14 protein-coding genes are annotated in these 17,831 nt (G+C 59.2%); 9 read left to right on the forward strand and 5 right to left on the reverse strand.

All coding sequences use genetic code 11. The annotated features are described in order from the left end of the window. Positions 1 to 80: 80 nt before the first annotated feature. The 8 genes from E3U23_RS02490 to E3U23_RS02525 all read left to right on the forward strand — a co-directional run bounded on the left by E3U23_RS02490 (position 81) and on the right by E3U23_RS02525 (position 9,802). A complete protein-coding gene (locus E3U23_RS02490) occupies positions 81 to 998 on the forward strand; it encodes a DUF3034 family protein (protein ID WP_279349599.1) in 918 nt (305 codons plus the stop codon). Positions 999 to 1,009: 11 nt separating this feature from the next. Beyond that, positions 1,010 to 1,537: a group I truncated hemoglobin gene (locus tag E3U23_RS02495; RefSeq protein WP_279349600.1), complete on the forward strand. Its 528-nt coding sequence runs from the start codon at positions 1,010 to 1,012 to the stop codon at positions 1,535 to 1,537. 279 nt (positions 1,538 to 1,816) lie between these two features. Continuing rightward, entirely contained in the window at positions 1,817 to 3,577 is a 1,761-nt protein-coding gene (locus E3U23_RS02500) for a DEAD/DEAH box helicase (protein ID WP_279349601.1), read from the forward strand. A gap of 366 nt (positions 3,578 to 3,943) precedes the next feature. Then, positions 3,944 to 5,656, forward strand: a complete 1,713-nt coding sequence (locus E3U23_RS02505) for a thiamine pyrophosphate-dependent enzyme (protein ID WP_279349602.1) — start codon at positions 3,944 to 3,946, stop codon at positions 5,654 to 5,656. An 81-nt stretch (positions 5,657 to 5,737) separates the two neighbouring features. Next, positions 5,738 to 6,706, forward strand: a complete 969-nt coding sequence (locus tag E3U23_RS02510) for a cytochrome c oxidase subunit II (RefSeq protein ID WP_279349603.1) — start codon at positions 5,738 to 5,740, stop codon at positions 6,704 to 6,706. Beyond that, positions 6,703 to 8,808, forward strand: coding sequence for a cbb3-type cytochrome c oxidase subunit I (locus tag E3U23_RS02515; protein WP_279349604.1), 2,106 nt, complete (start codon positions 6,703 to 6,705; stop codon positions 8,806 to 8,808). Before E3U23_RS02510 ends, E3U23_RS02515 begins: the two co-directional genes overlap by 4 nt. Continuing rightward, complete coding sequence (locus E3U23_RS02520) at positions 8,805 to 9,431, forward strand: cytochrome c oxidase subunit 3 (protein WP_279349605.1); 627 nt, start codon at positions 8,805 to 8,807, stop codon at positions 9,429 to 9,431. Before E3U23_RS02515 ends, E3U23_RS02520 begins: the two co-directional genes overlap by 4 nt. After that, on the forward strand, positions 9,428 to 9,802 hold the full coding sequence (locus tag E3U23_RS02525) for a cytochrome o ubiquinol oxidase subunit IV (RefSeq protein WP_279349606.1): 375 nt from the start codon (positions 9,428 to 9,430) through the stop codon (positions 9,800 to 9,802). Before E3U23_RS02520 ends, E3U23_RS02525 begins: the two co-directional genes overlap by 4 nt. A gap of 51 nt (positions 9,803 to 9,853) precedes the next feature. Here E3U23_RS02525 and E3U23_RS02530 read toward each other — a convergent pair whose 3' ends face one another. The 5 genes from E3U23_RS02530 to E3U23_RS02550 form a co-directional block, all read right to left on the reverse strand. Further along, positions 9,854 to 10,789, reverse strand: coding sequence for an alpha/beta hydrolase (locus E3U23_RS02530; RefSeq protein WP_279349607.1), 936 nt, complete (start codon positions 10,787 to 10,789; stop codon positions 9,854 to 9,856). Then, positions 10,786 to 12,900: a TonB-dependent siderophore receptor gene (locus E3U23_RS02535; protein WP_279349609.1), complete on the reverse strand. Its 2,115-nt coding sequence runs from the start codon at positions 12,898 to 12,900 to the stop codon at positions 10,786 to 10,788. The genes E3U23_RS02530 and E3U23_RS02535 overlap by 4 nt, the downstream gene beginning before the upstream one ends. A 19-nt stretch (positions 12,901 to 12,919) precedes the next feature. After that, a complete protein-coding gene (locus E3U23_RS02540) occupies positions 12,920 to 13,075 on the reverse strand; it encodes a hypothetical protein (protein ID WP_279349610.1) in 156 nt (51 codons plus the stop codon). A gap of 86 nt (positions 13,076 to 13,161) precedes the next feature. After that, a complete protein-coding gene (locus E3U23_RS02545; RefSeq protein ID WP_279349611.1) occupies positions 13,162 to 13,572 on the reverse strand; it encodes a DUF2946 family protein in 411 nt (136 codons plus the stop codon). A 258-nt stretch (positions 13,573 to 13,830) separates the two neighbouring features. Continuing rightward, the gene (locus E3U23_RS02550) at positions 13,831 to 15,651 is read right to left on the reverse strand and encodes a sialate O-acetylesterase (protein ID WP_279349612.1); all 1,821 of its coding nucleotides are present in this window, start codon (positions 15,649 to 15,651) and stop codon (positions 13,831 to 13,833) included. A 330-nt stretch (positions 15,652 to 15,981) separates the two neighbouring features. Here E3U23_RS02550 and E3U23_RS02555 point away from each other — a divergent pair, with 330 nt between their 5' ends. Further along, complete coding sequence (locus E3U23_RS02555) at positions 15,982 to 17,661, forward strand: glycoside hydrolase family 43 protein (RefSeq protein ID WP_279349613.1); 1,680 nt, start codon at positions 15,982 to 15,984, stop codon at positions 17,659 to 17,661. The last annotated feature ends 170 nt before the right edge of the window (positions 17,662 to 17,831 follow it).

Below are 17,831 nucleotides of genomic sequence, written 5' to 3' on the forward strand. Positions count from 1 at the left end.
CCGAAATACGGCGGAAACCCTTAAGAAAGCGTCCCTCGAGGGTTAATCACTTTGAAACCACGATCTGCGAAATCCTACTCATGAAAAGAGTCGCTCGGGTCTTAGCGTTCGCGCAGACCGCATATTTTGTTGCCGTCGCGCAGACCGCCACCGCACAGGTGGATGAAGCGCCATCCGTCTTGGTGGAATCGCCCCCGCCGGCTGACTACAATGCCAAGCTGCTTCTTACGAATGGCATTTCAACCATTGGCGGCGCCAGCGGCGGCGGAATCTCCGATTGGGCGACCATAGCCGGCAGGCAATCCGATCGCGGAATCGGCGTCCAGCTACATGTCAGCGGAGCGGTGTTGCCCGATTATCTGTGGCAAAGCCACGGAATAGCGGTCGGAATAGCGGACCGCGTCGAACTTTCCTATGCGCGGCAGAATTTCGATACGCAGGATGTCGGTGCAGCACTTGGAATTGGGCAGGGTTATGTCCTTAATCAGGATGTTTGGGGCGCGAAGCTCCGGGTCGCGGGAGACACGGTATACGGCTCCCCTCTGCTGCCGCAGATTGCCGTAGGCGTGCAGTACAAGCGGTCGCTCGACGGGGGCGTTGCCGCTGCCGTCGGGGCGGCACACGACGAAGGCGTCGACTTTGTCGTCAGCGCGACGAAGCTGTTCCTCGCACGAAGCATACTCTTGGATGCGACGGCGCGAATGACCAAAGCGAACCAGAACGGGCTGCTCGGTTTCGGGAGCGTCGGCAATGATGACTACTCGGTTCAGTTCGAAGGGGCGCTCGCGTACCAGTTTTCCCGTCGTTTCGTCATGGGCGCGGAATATCGAAGCAAGCCGGACAATCTCGGTCTCGGCGAAGATGACTGGATCGATATCTTTGCGGCCTGGGGCGCGACCGATAATATTACCGTGACGGCAGCTTATGCCGATCTCGGGTCCATCGCGACGTTCGAGGGGCAACGCGGCGTGTTCGCCCAAGCCCAGCTCGCATTCTAAGGATTTACGATATGTTCGAGCTCGCGCTTACCTTTCTGATGATGCAGCAAGCGCCTGCAGAAAATACGGACTGGGACGAAGCATTCGGTGTCGAAGAGGCGGTACGGGATCCGCAAACAGGCGAGCTTCCAGTGGATCCCTACGACGTCGACAATGCCAATGCGGGTGCAAAGCCATTCTCCGGCAGCAGCATCGCAGCCGATTTCGGCGGGAAAGACGGTATTCGCCAAATCGCCGATCGATTTGTCGACCTGAACATTTCCGACCCTCGCGTAGCCGCGATATTCGCCGGCCACGACCATGTTCGCCTTCGCCGAACTCTGTACGAGCAGTTCTGCTACATTCTCAATGCGGGTTGTGAATATACCGGCCGCGATATGGCGACCGCACACCAGGGTCTTGGTACGCGTAAACCGGATCTCAATGCGATTGTCGAAAATCTGCAAAAAGCCATGCGGGAAGCGGATGTTTCCTTCGTCGCGCAAAACCGCTTCCTGGCGAAACTGGCGCCGATGTACGGCGATGTCGTTACTCGTTGAGGGAACGGTTACTGCGTTCTTCCAACGCCGGGGAGTGCGATCTGCTGGCGCAATCCACTGAAGTCGTGATACCTTTTCCCGTATCGTTTCGGCAAAGCAGACCATCCTTTGTGCGGATCGCTCTAAAAAGCTGAAATAAACGCGGGCTTTTCTCGTCTACGAACGCTATGTGCGAAGGGAATTCGCCCACGCGTGCTTCTGCGATGTGCAAACGCCGGGCAATCCTTTTCCTCGCTCATCCCGTTGCAATGCGGTGCGGCCCTTCCCTCGTGAGTAGACATGTCTTTTGAGAACTTACCGCCGATACTCGGCGATGCCTTGGCCGAGCGCGGATATACTGCGCTCACCCCGGTTCAGGCTGCCGTGACCGGTGGCGATGCCGAAGGTCGCGATCTCATCGTTTCGGCTCAGACCGGCTCTGGCAAAACGGTCGCCTTCGGTCTGGCTCTGGCCCCGGAAATGCTCGCGCAAGCTGCGCCCTCCACCGACGCTGAAAAACCGAGCGCCCTGGTGATCGCTCCCACACGCGAATTGGCTCTACAGGTGAGCCGAGAGCTCGGCTGGCTATACGCGAAGGCCGGGCTTCGCATCGCCACATGCGTTGGGGGAATGGACGCGAGCAAGGAACGGCGGGCGCTGCGTAGCGGACCGGCCATCGTCGTCGGGACGCCGGGCCGGCTGCGCGATCACCTGGAACGCGGCGCGCTCGACCTGTCCGGTCTTATTGGGGTCGTGCTCGATGAGGCCGACGAGATGCTCGATATGGGCTTTCGCGAAGACCTCGAGGAAATTCTCGATGCCACGCCGGACCGGCGTCGCACCTTGCTGTTTTCCGCCACCCTGCCGCGCCCTATCGTGCGTATGGCCGAGCGGTATCAGAAGGACGCGTTGCGCCTATCGCTCGCCGGGGAAAGCCGCGGCCATGGCGACATTGCATATCAGGCGGTGACGGTTGCCCCGTCGGAAATCGAGAACGCTGTCGTTAACCTTCTGCGTTATCACGAGGCCGAAACCGCGATTTGCTTCTGCGCCACGCGTGATAGCGTTCGGAGGCTTCATGCGACCTTGCAGAACAGAGGGTTCGCGGTTGTGGCATTGTCCGGCGAACATTCTCAATCCGAACGCAACCATGCGATGCAGGCACTGCGTGACCGCCGCGCACGAGTATGCGTCGCCACCGACGTGGCGGCCCGGGGTCTCGATCTGCCTACCCTGAGCCTCGTGATCCACGTCGAAATCCCTCGTGATGCCGAAACCCTTCAGCATCGTTCCGGCCGGACGGGCCGGGCGGGAAGGAAAGGCACGGCGGCCATCGTGGTGCCGTACAACCGTCGCAAGCGCGTGGAATCGATGCTCCGAGGCGCGCAAATCGTAGCCGAATGGACCGAGGCCCCGTCAGCCGATGCAATCCGCTCTCAGGACCGAACGCGATTGCTCGAGCGGCTTACCGCGGAAACTGAATTCGAAGATGAAGACCTGTCGCTGGCCAAGGATCTGATGGAGCGTATGTCGCCTGCGGATATCGCGGCGGCACTGGCACGGGCGCACCGGGCCAAACTCCCGGAACCGGAAGAACTGATCGCCAACACCCCAGAGGCGCGGCAAAAGGACAAAGCCGAGCGGCATCGCCCCGGCTTCGAGGATACGGTCTGGTTCAAGATCGACATTGGCCGCAAGCAGAACGCCGAACCTCGTTGGTTGCTTCCCATGATCTGCCGAAGGGGGCACATTACGCGAAACGAGATCGGTGCGATCCGGATCGGTCAACGCGAGAGCTGGTTCCAGATACCCCGCGCGATTGTCCCCAAATTTACCGATGCGGTGGCTCGTACATCCCAATCCGAAGACGCGCAGGATGCAATCGCCATCGAAGAAAGCAGCGACGGTCCGCGGATCGAGGCACGTCAGAACCGCAAGCACGGTGAACGGAATGGCTTCAATCGAAACGGCGGTGACAGGTCTGACGGTAAGGGTCCGGGGCGAAAAGACGGCAGTCGCGGCCGAGGGAAAAACAAACGAGGTCCGATCAAGAAGCGGTAAACTACCGGCAGATATGGATCTTTCTGCCGGCGATATTCCTCGTGCTAGGTCGGTCGCATCGACAGATTCCATTAAAACTCACAGGAAGACGTACTCTCTACCGAAATCTCGTTTACCGTAAGTAAGCCGGTCACGATCCACGAAAACGATCGATGCAAGAAGCAGGCGCGCTTCTATTGTTCAGTACGCCGGAACCCGGCACTGTGTGAAAGCTTTGAACCCATTGCAGCGGCACGTGATCGTCGAACGGATCGGATGAGAGCTACGGTTCCAGTAGGCGGGGAAGATTGTACCGCGCCATGCAACTGACTTCTTGATCGACGTCTCGAGCTCGTGTGTGATCCACTCGACTAAGAGAGGTGTACTTTGAAAACTGTTGCGGAAATCGTTATCGATGCTTTGCAGAAGGCAGGTGCTAAGCGCGTTTACGGAATACCCGGCGATACGATCAACCATTTCACCAACGCCGTCGCCAAGAGCGATCTACGCTGGGTCGGCGTTCGCCATGAAGAAGCGGGTGCGTTCGCGGCGGGCGGCGAATCCTACATGACCGGTGAGCTTTCGGTCTGCGCCGGAACCTGCGGACCGGGATCGCTGCATTTCGTGAACGGCATCTACGAAAGCCATCGCAACGGTGCCCCCGTGCTATTGATCGCATCGGATGTCGCACGCACGGAAAAGGGGTTCAATTTCCCGCAGGAGGTCGACCAGAAGAAGGTTTACGAACAGCATTCGCACTTCTGCGAATATATCTCGCACCCGTCGCAGGCGCGGCGCATCGTTACCAAGGCTGCGCAGGCCGCCCTGACGAAAAGGGGCGTGGCGGTCGTAATCGTCAATGGCGATATGTTCACCGAGAAAGATGACGATGCGATGGACTGGCGGGTCTATCGCCCCCAGCCGGTCTGCCGCCCGAACGACGCGGAAATGGCGGAACTGGCCGCAATGGTCGATGCGGCAGGAAAGATCACGGTCTATGCCGGGATCGGGGCGCGTGACGCACGCGAAGAGATTATCGCGTTTTGCGACAAGGTGAAGGCACCGATGGTGCACACGACGCGGGCGAAAGAATTTCTCGAACCGGACAATCCTTACAATGTCGGTGTGAACGGTATTCTGGGAAACAAGGCCGGGGTCGAAGCACTGGAGGATGCCGATCTCGTCATTACGCTCGGCTGCGATTTTGCCTACACCCAGTACTATCCGGAAGCGAAAAAGATCGCGCAGATCGACATCGAACCCACTCATTTGGGAAGGCGATCGGCCATTCACCTTGGACTGGTGGGCGATGCGAAAACCACCATGGCCGCGCTGCTCCCGCTCGTCGGCGCGAAATCGAATGAGGGACATCTGACAGCGCAGAAGAAGCAATGGGAAGAGGATCTCGAGGGTTACGAAAATCAGGGCGGGGAAGTCGATCCCGACCTGATCCATCCGCAGTTCGTCGCCCATATGCTGGATGAGAAGGCAGCGGATGACGCGATCTTCGTATCCGATGCGGGTACATCGATGGTTTGGATGCTGCGTCACATCAAGGCGACCGGACGGCGTCGCTTTCTTAACACACTGCTTCACGGCACGATGGCGAGCGGAATGCCGCAATCGATGGGCATCAAGCTCGCCTATCCCAATCGCCAGGTCATCGCCATGTGCGGCGATGGCAGCCTGACCATGCTGATGGGCGAGCTGCTAACGCTGGTGCAGGAGAACATCGCGCTCAAACTGATCGTGTTCCACAACAACTCCTTCGGCTTCGTGGAAATGGAACAGCGCGTGGAAGGGCTGGTCGATCATTATACCGGGCTGCACAATCCGGATTTTGCCAAGCTTGCAAAAGCATGCGGTATCGAAGGCTGGCATGTCGAGAACGCCAACGCGCTGGAGCCGGCGATGGACGCATGGCTGCGACACGACGGGCCGGCCCTGCTGGATGTAAAAGTCAATCAAATGGAACTGGTCATGCCGCCGAAGATCGAGGCCTCGCAAGTGGCAGCGACCGCTCTGTTCGGCGTCAAAGCCGTGCTCGACGGCCGGACCGGGGAAGTCGTGGACTTGCTCAAGAACAACTTCTTGCGATAAGCCTGCCGGGCTTTAGTGTGCCATCGCTGACGGGCCGTTTTGCTCGCGTTGCGCGCCATTGCGACTGCCGTAAAAAGTTGAATGAAGGCATTGAAAATGGTTGAGGCGAAATGGATCGCTAGATGCTTCCTTTTTGCTTCGATCGCCGGCTCGGCCAGTGGCCTGTGCGCAGCCGAGCCTATGCGCGAAAGTTTCCTTCAGCCAATGGGGCCGGTGGCCGACGAGCAGTTCAATCATCTGCTGCGCGTGATCGGTATTACCATGGTGGTAATCCTGCCCGTGCTTGTCGGAGTGCCGCTGATCCTGTGGCGATACCGCTATTCCGCGCCGCTTGGAGAATACACCCCGCGGTGGGAATTTTCGAAAAAGCTCGAATGGGTGCTATGGGGCGTGCCGGTACTCGTCGTCGTCGTGCTGGCCAGCTGGCTGTGGTATTCGACCCAGAAACTCGATCCCTACGAGCCATTGGGACCGGAGCCGTTACAGGTGCAGGCGATAGGGCTCGATTGGAAATGGGTGTTCATCTATCCCGACGAAGGCATCGCCACGGTCAACGAGCTTGCCCTCCCTGTCGGACGGCCCGTGGAACTGACGCTGACGACCGATACGGTCATGCAGAGCCTGCTCATCTCCTCGCTCACTGGGCAGATCTACGCGATGCCGGGCATGACGACGAAGCTGAACTTTGCGGCTACCCGCCCCGGCGTTGCGGAAGGCGAGAACACGCAGTTCAACGGCACCAGCTTCGGGCGCCAGAAATTCACCGTCCGTGCCATGACGCCCACCGATTATGCGACGTGGACGGCGGGCGGTGGCGGCGGCCTGCTGCTCGATGAAGCGACGTACACGATACTGCGCCGCCAAACAGTGCTGGCCGAAGCGCGGCAGGACCTTGGGCTGGAAGGGACCGCACAGCCGATCAGGATGAGGGCGACCGAGGACGGCATCCTTGAGCGTATCGTCGCCAAATACCACACTAGCGGCCGGCGAGCGCACGGGTGGGGCGGCACGGGGCGGCCATCCGACAATTCGGTTCAGACCGCAGAATGAACGAAGCAACCAGCCCGATCTTTGGAAACCTGAACTGGCAGGTGACACCTTACACCGACCTGCTCCGCGATGTGAACAGTAGCACCATCGTAGGTGCCGGTGCGGCCAGCGTGCTGGTGCTGGGGACGATCGCCGGGGTGGCGCTCCTCACCTATATGCGTTGGTGGGGCCCGCTTTATCGCAACTGGCTGACGTCGCCCGACGCGAAGAAAATCGGCATCATGTATATTGCGCTAGCCCTTATCATGCTGGCGCGCGGGATCATCGAAGGCTTCGTAATGCGCACGCATCAAGCGACCGCATTAGGGACGTTGGCACAACAGGAAAGCGGTCTCGTCGCTCCGGATCACTTCGCGCAACTGTTCAGCACGCATGGTACGATCATGATCTTCTTCGTCGCGATGCCGTTGCTGATTGGCCTGATCAACTTTGTCCTGCCCCAGCAACTGGGTGCCCGCGACATGGCCTTTCCGGTCGTCAACCAGGTTAGTCTGGGGCTTACAACCGTCGGTGCGGCATTGGTGATGATCTCGTTGCTGATCGGCAAATTCGGGACCGGTGGGTGGACCATGTATCCGCCCTATACCGGCATTGAATACAGCCCGGGCGAAGGGGTCGATTACTGGCTTTGGGCGATTCTGATTTCGGGAATCGGCTCGACCCTCACGGGTATGAATTTCGCCGTGACCATCTTCAAGGAACGCGCGCCTGGCATGCATTTCATGCGCATGCCGTTGTTCTGCTGGACCAGCCTGTGCGTTGCAATCATGATGATATACGCGATGCCTGCGCTCACCGTATCGAGCGCGATGCTGGCTCTCGACCGCTATGCCGGTTTCCACTTCTTCACCAATGAAGCGGGCGGGAACATGATGAATTACGCCAACATCTTCTGGATGTTCGGCCATCCCGAAGTCTACATCCTGATACTGCCCGCGTTTGGCGTTTTCTCGGAAATTAGCTCCACCTATTCGGGAAAACGGCTCTACGGCTACACCTCGCTGGTGATCGCCAGCATGAGCATAGCGGTCATCAGCTTCACCGTTTGGCTCCACCATTTTTTCACCATGGGACAAAGCGCGGGGGTGAACATCGCCTTTGGTATAGCCACCATGATCATCGGCATTCCGACGGGCGTAAAAATCTATGACTGGATGGCCACGATGTGGCGCGGACGCGTGCGTATCACGGCGCCAATCGTCTACCTTACCGGTTTTTTCCTGCTGTTTGTAATCGGGGGGCTTTCGGGCATCATTCTCGCTAATCCGTCGATCGATTATCAGGTTCACAATTCGACCTTCCTCGTCGCGCACTTCCATAATGTCATCATTCCGGGCGTGCTGTACGGCATGCTCGCAGGCATCCATTACTGGTTTCCCAAGGCCTTCGGTTTCCGGTTGGACGAGGCCTGGGGGCGGCGCACCGCATTCCTTTTCGTCGGCGGCTTCGTCTTCACCTTCCTGCCGCTCTATGTGCTGGGGCTGATGGGGATGCCTCGTCGATCGCCGACGTTCCAGAACCCCGATTTCATGCCATGGATGTATATTGCAGGCTTCGGCGCGGTGCTGATGCTGTGCGCCTTGACGAGCCTGTTCTGGACCTTCTGGACCAGCTATCGCAACCGGCTAGCGCTCGCGGTTCCCGGTGGAGACCCTTGGAATGGCTCCACCTTGGAATGGTCGACGCCTGCCCCGGCCCCCGAGTGGACGTTTCCCCGTATTCCGCATGTTCAAGCAAGGCATGATTGGGGAGAGACGAAGCGATCGAACGATCCATGGAGGGCCCCGAAACAATACTGTGATATCGAGATGCCTTCCAACACACCGCACGGATTGCTGATTGCAGGAGCGTCTTTCTGTTTCGCTTTTGCGATGGTTTGGCACATCTGGTGGCTCGCAATACTCAGCTTTCTCGCGGTCCCCGGCCTGATCGCGCTCCGCGGCATGATGATAATCGAGCCTAAGATCATCAAGGCGGCCGAGGTCGAGGAGGCCGATTGCCGTTTCCGGCAACAGGTCGCCAACCTTTCCGCGGTCACTCGCGCGGACGAGGAAACGTCGCGCAACCGCGGCGTGCCCGATGTTTCGGAGTTCGCCGGATGAGCGAAACCAACCTCTATCCCGGTCTCAACCTCGGAAGCGGCCACGGCGAGGCGCACGATCAGGCAGAGACGACGGTGTTCGGCTTCTGGGTGTTCGTGATGAGCGACCTCTTCATCTTCGGCATCCTGTTTGCCTCCTATGCCTCCTATCTCGACCCCATCGGCATGGCGGGCGGCCCGGGACCGCAGACCTTATTCGACATCAAGAGCGTTGCCATTCAGACCGCATTCCTTCTGGTCGGCGGGGTCGCCTATGGCGGTGTATCGATCGGCACGAAATACGAGCATGGCCGGACCGTAGTGATAGCATCGCTGCTACTATGCGCCGCGCTCGGCGCGGGCTTCCTCTTCTTCGAAGTGAAGGATTTTATCACCCAAGCAGGCAAGGGCGGCGTGCCGCAGGCCAGCGGCTGGCTCAGTGCTTACTGGGCGTTGGTCGGCCTTCATGGTGTCCACGTATTCTCTGGCATCCTGTGGATCAGTGCCATGATTGCCCAGATCGCGGTGCGCGGGCTCGACGACGTGGTGAAGGTCCGCCTGTCGATGCTCGGTGTATTCTGGCACTTCCTCGACCTTATTTGGGTCGGCATCTTCTCCTTCGTGTTCCTGGTCCCCCTCGCATGACACGGCCGAACACCGGAGAAGTCGATCCGCAAGACGGCATGGCGGCCGAGATCAAAAGCTACGCCATCGGGTTTGCCGTCAGCCTGCTGCTCACTCTCGGAGCATTTACGGCCGCGATGTCAGACATATCGGCTACGATGAAAGTACTTCTCATCTGCATCGCGGCACTGCTGCAGATCGTCACACACTTGCGCAACTTCCTGCACCTCAGCTTCTCCGGCGAACAATCGCGCGAGGACCTGTTGCTTGTCCTGTTCTCCGTTACCTTGCTGGCGATCATGGCCGGGGGCACGTGGTACATCATGTCCGACTTGAGCGACCGGATGCATACGTCGCACGAAGGCACGACGCATTCATTCAAGTCGAACTGACCCCCCGGCTTTTTGATACATACCGCAAGGACGCCTACCTCGGTAGAAAACCTAATTCGATTTCTGAGGGGCGAGCATCTCCCGGGCGCTTAACCAAAAAAGAAATTGATCGAACCACGCATCGCTAGTCGCGCCCGTTGGACGAAGATCGAAGCCGTGCCCTCCACTATCGTAGATGTGCAGTTCCGCAGGTACGCCAGCAGCACGCCACGCGGCGAAGGCACGAACGCTATCCATAGGCAGAAGCTCGTCGTCGGCCGCAGCTGCGATGAAACCGGGTGGTGCGTCGGCGGGGACCCGATTCCGCACTCCCCCATATAACATGCCAACAAAGTCTGGTCGGCTCTCTACCGGTCCGGTGGCAAGGTCTGCAGCAATGAATGCTCCTGCCGAAAGGCCGAGCATGCCAATGCGCTCCGGATCGATGCCCCATTGCACGGCATGGTCCCTTACGAAGCGCACAGCTCGGGCGCCATCCTCGATACCAGCTGCCTCGCCTGCGAATGTTGGGATCGCCTCTGGCGTCCCGGATTGCGCGCGTGCCATCAACGCGCTCATTTCATCGAGATGGACTTTCGGAATGTCTTGCGGATCGCCCGAGCTCTGAATGGTGCGATATTTCAGGACGACTGCGGCAATCCCGTGCTCTGCCAGCCTGCGAGCTATGGCTGTCCCGCCCTGTTCGTAACCGATGGCGACGAAGCCGCCGCCGGGTGCGACAATCACCGCCGCGCCGTTCGCCGTCCCCTCCGCCGGGCGGAACAGCTCCAGCGTTGGGTTGCTGACATTGAAGATCAATGTCTCGCCCATCTCCTCGACCCGCACCTGTGTTTCGGGCACGCCAAGCGCCGCTATCTCCCCCTCTTCGTAGAGGGGTATCACCATTCCGGGCTCTTGTGCGGACAGCGCCGTGTGACCTGCCGCTACCACGGCAACGATCATCGCCAGCTTGCCGAGCGCTGCATTTATCCTGCCGATCATCATCATATCTCCGCCTTGAGAGTGACGAACGCCGAGCGCGGCTGATTGGGCGCGACGACAGCATCGCCGAAATAGGAGAAGGGATCGAATGCATCGCGACCACCGAGATTGATGACCGATACGCCAAGCGAGAAGCGACCCAGATCGTAGGACGCCTGCGCATCGATCGCGGCATAGCCCGGCACCGCGATGGTGTTGGGCAAGGTAAGTTCGCGCGACGTGAAGGCGGTTACGCCGGCACCGAACGAAAGTCCGGAGAGCGGTCCATCGAGCACGCGGTAGCGAGCAGCGATGCGCCCGCTGCTTTCGGGCACGCGGGTCAGTTCATCGCTCGGCGCGGCGCCGTCGTCACGCGTGTCGGTATAGGCGTAGTTCGCCAGCAGCGAGAAAGCCGGGCTCGGCTCCCAGACCAGATCGACCTCAAAACCACTGGCGCGTTGCCGTCCGCTCTGGATGAAGAAACCGAGATTGTCGGGATCGGAGATGGTCACGTTCTCGCGAACCTGGCGAAAGGCAGCGATGGTGCCGGATACGCCCGCTTCGGGAAGCGCCAGCTTGATCCCACCCTCGACATTGTTGGAGCTTTCGGGTCGCGGGCTGTCGAAGCCGAGGAAGCCGAACGGTGCGCGGAAGGCAGTGGCATAGCCTGCGTAGAGGGCGATGCCCGGAACGACGTCGAGAGTCGCACCGATACGCGGGGAAAGCCGCGTATAGGTGGAATCGTTGTCCACTCCGATATTGCTGTCTTCGATGAACTTGAGCGAGGTGAGCCGCACACCGCCGGTAAGGTGCAACGGCCCGTAGGTCGCCTGATCCTGCAGATAGACCGCGAAGGTCTCGAAACGGTCGTCGGTGAAGGAATTCACCGGAAGTTGCGGCGTGTAGATCAAGTCGTAGGCCGGATCGGCGAGGTCGATCGTTCCCGAAGGCGTGTTGCTGACGAACAAGCCCATGGCACTGTAGAAGCTCGTCCAGTCATAACTCGCACCCAGCAGGAACGTGTGTTCGCCGCTGAGAGCTTGGGTGCGCAGCATCAGGTTCGCGTCGAATGTCGCTTCCTTCGTGCGCGTGTCCATCGTCACCGGTGCGACCGGGAAGACCGTGGGGGTCGCCGGATCGCCGGGGAAGAAAGAGGGCGAAACGAAGCTGCCGAACTCGTCGATCTCGCCGGAGTAATAGCGCCCGGTAACATTGAGGACGAACCCGTCCGAGAAGGCATGGCGCAGGCTGGCTGTGCCCATCCGGTTGTCGTTCTCGGTCCGCGGCTGCCCAACTGGCGCGCCGGGAAAGGCATTGCGATCTATCTCGCCCGCCAAGGCTTGCCCTGCGGGGATGCCCGAATATTCGAGACTGCTGCGGTGATTTAATTGGCCCTGCAACAGAAGCTCGGTGTCCGGCCCGGGCCGGAACGAGACGCTCGGCTGCACCGACCAGCGCTCTCCATCGACGAGATCGATCCAGCTATCTTTGCTCTGGTATTCGCCGACGATCCGCGCGGCGATACCTTCGCCGAGCGGCAGATTGAGGTCGCCATAGGGATTGATCGTCGAAAAGCTTCCAGCACGTAACGCGACATAACCGCCCGTCTCATCGTCGGGCCGCGCCGTTACGACATTGATTAGCCCGCCGAGCGGTGTCCCTAGGCCACCCCCATACAAGGTTGCGGTGGGCCCCTTGAGCACTTCGATGCGGCGCACCCCGACAATACTGCTGGGATCATAGGCCTGCTGGTTTCCGGCGAAGATCGGCAGGCCGTCGAGATAGACCTCGGCCGGGAAGCCGCGCACGATCGGCGGAATGAATACGTTTTCCTCGGACCGGGTCGGCGTAACTCCGGACACGTTGACCAGCGCCTCGTTCAACTGGCGGCGATCCTGCTCCCTCAGCAGGGTGTCGGTGATGACCTGAACCGATTGGGGAACCTCGATAAGCGGGGTGTCGGTGCGGGTGGATGCTGACGACGAAGGCGCAACATATCCTTCCCGCTTACTGGTTACCACGATGGTATCCGCAAGCCAGCTGCCGGTCTGTTCTTCGTCTTCTGCGACATCCTGCGCGGATACCGGCGCAGCCAGAACGCTGGTGGCGAGAAAGGATGCGATAATGGCGTTTCTCATCTGAACGTGTCTTTCTTAGTCAAACGGCCAGCCGCTCGGACTTGGTGAGCGCGCTTTGGCTGGAGATCGTGCCGCTGTTGGTAATTGGGATGGAGGGCCGGCTTTTATCCTGGCCTTCCTCCGCCTCACGCGACCATGGATTGGTTACGGCAATCCGACTGATGGCAGACTGCATCTCGGTCGCCGCCTGCGTTTCGGATGCGAAATTGCAGTCCGAACGCAGGAGCGAGCCGGTAGCGCCGACAAATCAGGCTTGGATTGTCAGGCTGCAGCCGGAGGCCCACGCAATGGCGGGCGGATACGGGCATATTCCTGGAACGACAGACGGCGCAGCGGGGCAAGGCCAAGCATGAGCGTATAGGCAATAGCCAACGCCAGCAGGCATGCATCAGCGCCGCCCACCGCAACCTTGGCGAGACCCGCAAAAGCGCAGTGTTCGCCTTTGTTCGCCCCTTCGCGATGTTCGCCGCTTCGCTCCTTGCGTGGAACTACGATGCGTGCGTGCTCGATATTGCCGGTCGCATCGGAACAGATCTTCACGGTCAATACGGTATCGGACGACGCCGAGACCATGAAACCCGTCGGGATTGTTGCCTTGATACAGAACGCCATCACCAGCAGCGCAAGCGCCAAGTGACGATGATCTCGAATCAAGGCACGCAGGGATTGCATTAACGCCAACGCCTTAGCCAGGCGCGTCGCTCTTGTCAGCGGTTCCGCGGCGAACGTTTCTTGGCGTCATGCCAACGTCCATTCCGGCGCGAAGTACGGGCTGGCGCCAAACCGAACGTAACTAGCTTCGCCGGGGCGAGTCTTGGAGCGACAGTAACCAGTGGCAAGTATTTGGCTAATTCGTGAGGTCGAGCAGCGCGCTGCCCTAGCCGTTTAGAGCGCAGTTACAAACCGGAGCATTAGTCGCATTAACACTGGCTAGTCCGAAGATGCGATTTCCAGTTCGAAGCCCGGAACCGGCATTCCGCGACCATCATACAAATTGACGATCGGGGCGTCGGCCCAGGCATGCCGTACGCGCAGGGCAGATACGCCCCCTGCGACAGGCACCGATAGCATTGCGCCCTCGATACGAGGCACGGCCCACCTACACGTATTTTCTTCAGCGCCGCACAATTCCACTCCCAGCGGAAACGGGCCGCCCAGTGCGACCAGCCCGCCTTCGATGCCGGTGAATGTCACCTCGATCGTAGAGCCCCGGCGCACAGCCGCCGAAGGCATCGGCATCCCCTTTTCTTCGAATGCATAAGCCAATCGCTTACCCAACTCGTTCTTGTTTGCCGGGTGGATATCGGTTGGCTCGCCTATGTCGATAGCAGTCACAAGAGCCGCGTTAGGATCCGTCTGAACTGCGTCGATCTGTTCCTGTCGGAGCTGTGCCCAAGCGGACTCCTTCGGCATGGACTGACGCCCTCCGAAATTAGCCAACTGCACGACCAACATCTTCACCCTCGGTCCGAACTGGTCGCGCCAGCCGGCGAACAACTCGCGCAACTTCGCATCATAGTTCGGCTGTCCTACATCGGCTTCGCCCTGATACCACGCGACGCCTGCCAAACGCATCGGACCGAGCGGTGCGATCATGGCGTTATACATCACGCCCAGCCCGGCATTCGCGTCCCAAGGCGCACGCGGGGGGGCGCCGGTTACACGCGCCACCGAATATTCCCAATTGGCCCCTAGCGGTACCGTATCCCCGCTGGATGAAATGAAGAAGAGCTTCTCCGGTCCTGCATAGAACCCGCCCGTGTCCCACATGTTGTTTGCCGCGATCAGGATCTCGTTTTGCCCCTCGCGCAGATATTCGGCCGGCACCTTGTAAGTTCGCTCTACGCCCCAGCCGAATGTGTAGCCGACCGGATGACCATTGACGAAAGTCAGATCCAAGTCGTCGATCGCTCCGATCGACAGAGCCCCTTCCTCAGCCGCTTGTTCCTCAGTCAGCGTCAGTGTCTGCCGCAACCAGACGTTCGCCCTTGGCTCAGTATCGAGGCCCGTACCCTTCCATTCGTTCCAGAAAGAAAATTCCGGGATCGGTTTCCAGTCGAGGATCGAGGAATCGGCCCACGGTTCTCGCCCTTCATCTCGATCTCGCCACCAGTCGAACCATCGGGGCACAAACCGCTGCGTCGCCGTCAGCGGGTCGGCCGAATAGGTGCGCAGTAATTCCAGTGCCTCTGTTCCGTAGAGGGTTTCTATACCTTCGGGCGTAAGCCAGGCTCTCGCCGCGCTGCCGCCCCAATTGGAATGGATCAGTCCCACCGGCACGGCAGGATCGTCTGCCCGTAGTTGCTTCGCCATATAGAAACAGGCAGCCGAAAATTCGCCGACAGTTTCTGTATGCGCAGCATTCCATTCGACCGGGTTCTTGAAGTCCCTTTGCGGCACGGCTGCCGTGGCCTGATCGATTTTGAGAAGACGGATCGCGTCGTCGGTCGCCATCCGCAACTGGTTCGACGCATCCAGAGCGCGGTTGACCGGAAGCTCCATGTTGGACTGCCCGGAACACAAAAATACGTCGCCCACCAGAATATTGCGAAACTCGATGTTCCCGGTGGTATCGTTCAGCGAGAGCGTCGTTGGCACTGTGGACGCCGAACGTGCAGGGATGGCCAGATTGAATGTCCCGTCAGCATTGGCCGTCGTCTGGACGGTCACGCCGCCTATACTCGCAGTGACAATATCGCCGGCCTTCGCACGTCCCTCCAGCAACACGGGAGTATCGCGCTGTAGCACCATGCCATCGCCGTACGCCGGACCTAGCGTTGGCGCGGCAAAAACTGGGGTTGGTGCAAAAAGGATAAATCCCGCAAATGCCAACACATGACGCATCATCGTTTTACCTTTGCCAAAACAACACCCGCGGGATGCGCCTATTCCGGTCAAGGTAGAATCTCTGACGACCGAACGTAGGCAAGTAATCTGCCGTAAGGACATTCCATCAGCCGGCTAACGAAGATTCCGTAGGCCATATCGAAACTCTTGCCCTCCCTGTTGGTAGCGCTATCATATTAATCGCGAACGGGCGGAACAAGTCCGAATTTACCTGGCGGCGGCGATGGGGATGGCATGCTGAGATCGATTGGAATGGGCGGGATTGTTCTTCTGGCAGCTTTTTCTCAAGGGGCGCTTGCCGGGCCGACTGCGACCATAGATTATATGGAATACGCTGCAGTAGACGTTCCATCCAACGCGCAAGCGAGCATGGAAGCTGCCGCTGTCCCATCCAGCAACACCTTTCGTAATCCGGTCCTGCCCGGCTTTCACCCTGATCCTTCGATCGTCCGTGTAGGTGACGATTTCTACACCGTAACATCCACGTTCAGCTGGTTTCCAGGCTTGCCGGTCCTACACAGCAAGGATCTCGTCAACTGGCGCTTGATCGGCAATGCGATCGACCGCCCCAGTCAAGTAGATTTCTCGGGCTTGGGCACCAATCGCGGGTTGTTTGCGCCCGCAATTTCATACCACAACGGCAAATTCTGGATCGTAAATACGTGCATCGAATGCGGCGGCAATTTCGTCATCATGGCAACCGATCCGGCCGGTCCATGGAGCGATCCGGTGTGGCTCGATTTCGGCGGGATCGATCCCTCGCTTTACTTTGCGGACGACGGAACGGCGTGGATTACCTATAACGATGCACCCCCCGGACCCCCGCGATACGAAGGGCACCGGGCGATATGGATACAGCAGTTCGACCCCGGCACGATGCGGATGATGGCAGAACGCGAATTGCTGGTCGACGGCGGCGTAAACCCTTCCGATAATCCGGTCTGGGCCGAGGGACCGCATATCTATAAGATTGACGGATGGTATTATTTGCTGACTGCCGAAGGCGGAACGGCGTACCAGCATTCGCAGACGATCTACCGCTCCCGGGAGCTTCAAGGTCCTTATCGGCCGGGGCCAATCAACCCGATCCTAACGCAGCGAGACTTGCCCGCCGACCGGCAGGATAGGGTGGAAGCGACAGGCCACGCTGATATCGTGCAGTTGGGGGATGGTACCTGGTGGGGTGTGTTTCTTGCCACCCGACCTTTCGTCGGACAATCGACATTGTTGGGACGCGAGACATTCCTGCTGCCTCTGGAATGGAAGGATGGCTGGCCGCGCTTTCTGGAACAGGGCGAGCCAGTTCCGATGGAACTGCCCCGCCCGAATTTGCCTTCGAGCCAACCTGTCGATTATTCTTCGTGGCGAGACGATTTCAATTCCCCTCTTTCGGATGAGTGGATCGGCCTGCGCACCCCGGGTCCGGAGCAACAGCTGACGGTCGATACTACGGATGGCGTGTTGCAATTGGTGGCGGGATCCGCCGCTGCCGGAAGCTCGGGCAAACCGGCGTTTGTCGGGCGTCGCCTACGGCATCATTCCGCGGACATCGTTATGCGGATCGATTTCGAGCCATCTCGGCCGGGAGCCTTTGCCGGCCTGTTGGCTCTTATGGATGAAAACCATTTCCTTGCCGTCGGAAAAGAACAGGGGAGGCTCGTTGTCCGCTTACGGACCGATGTTGCCCAAGATGAAACAGGTGAAGTGGTGGCAGAGCAACCCCTTCAAACGAACGGTCCGCTCGAACTCCAGATCGCCCTACGAGGGGGTTCAGCACAACTTTCATGGCGGGGCGCGCAAGAGGATCAATGGCAGATGTTGTGCAGCCCGATCAAAGTCGAGCCCTTGGCGTCCGTCCACGCTGGGCTGTTTACCGGACTGGTGATCGGCCCTTATGCCTATGCACCTGATTAGGCGGGTTTGTATTCAATTTGTATAAGCTGCAGGATAATGGCGTATATACTCGAGCTATCATCTTTAATCCAATAAACTCTCAATTCAACTTTAGAAACTTTATTAATGCTTGCCACAAGCTGACAATTTCAGGTTAATTCGGCTAGAAGATTGTACATTCGTTCTCTCCT

This window comes from Erythrobacter litoralis, from assembly GCF_029760855.1.
GTDB classification, from domain to species: domain Bacteria; phylum Pseudomonadota; class Alphaproteobacteria; order Sphingomonadales; family Sphingomonadaceae; genus Qipengyuania; species Qipengyuania litoralis_A.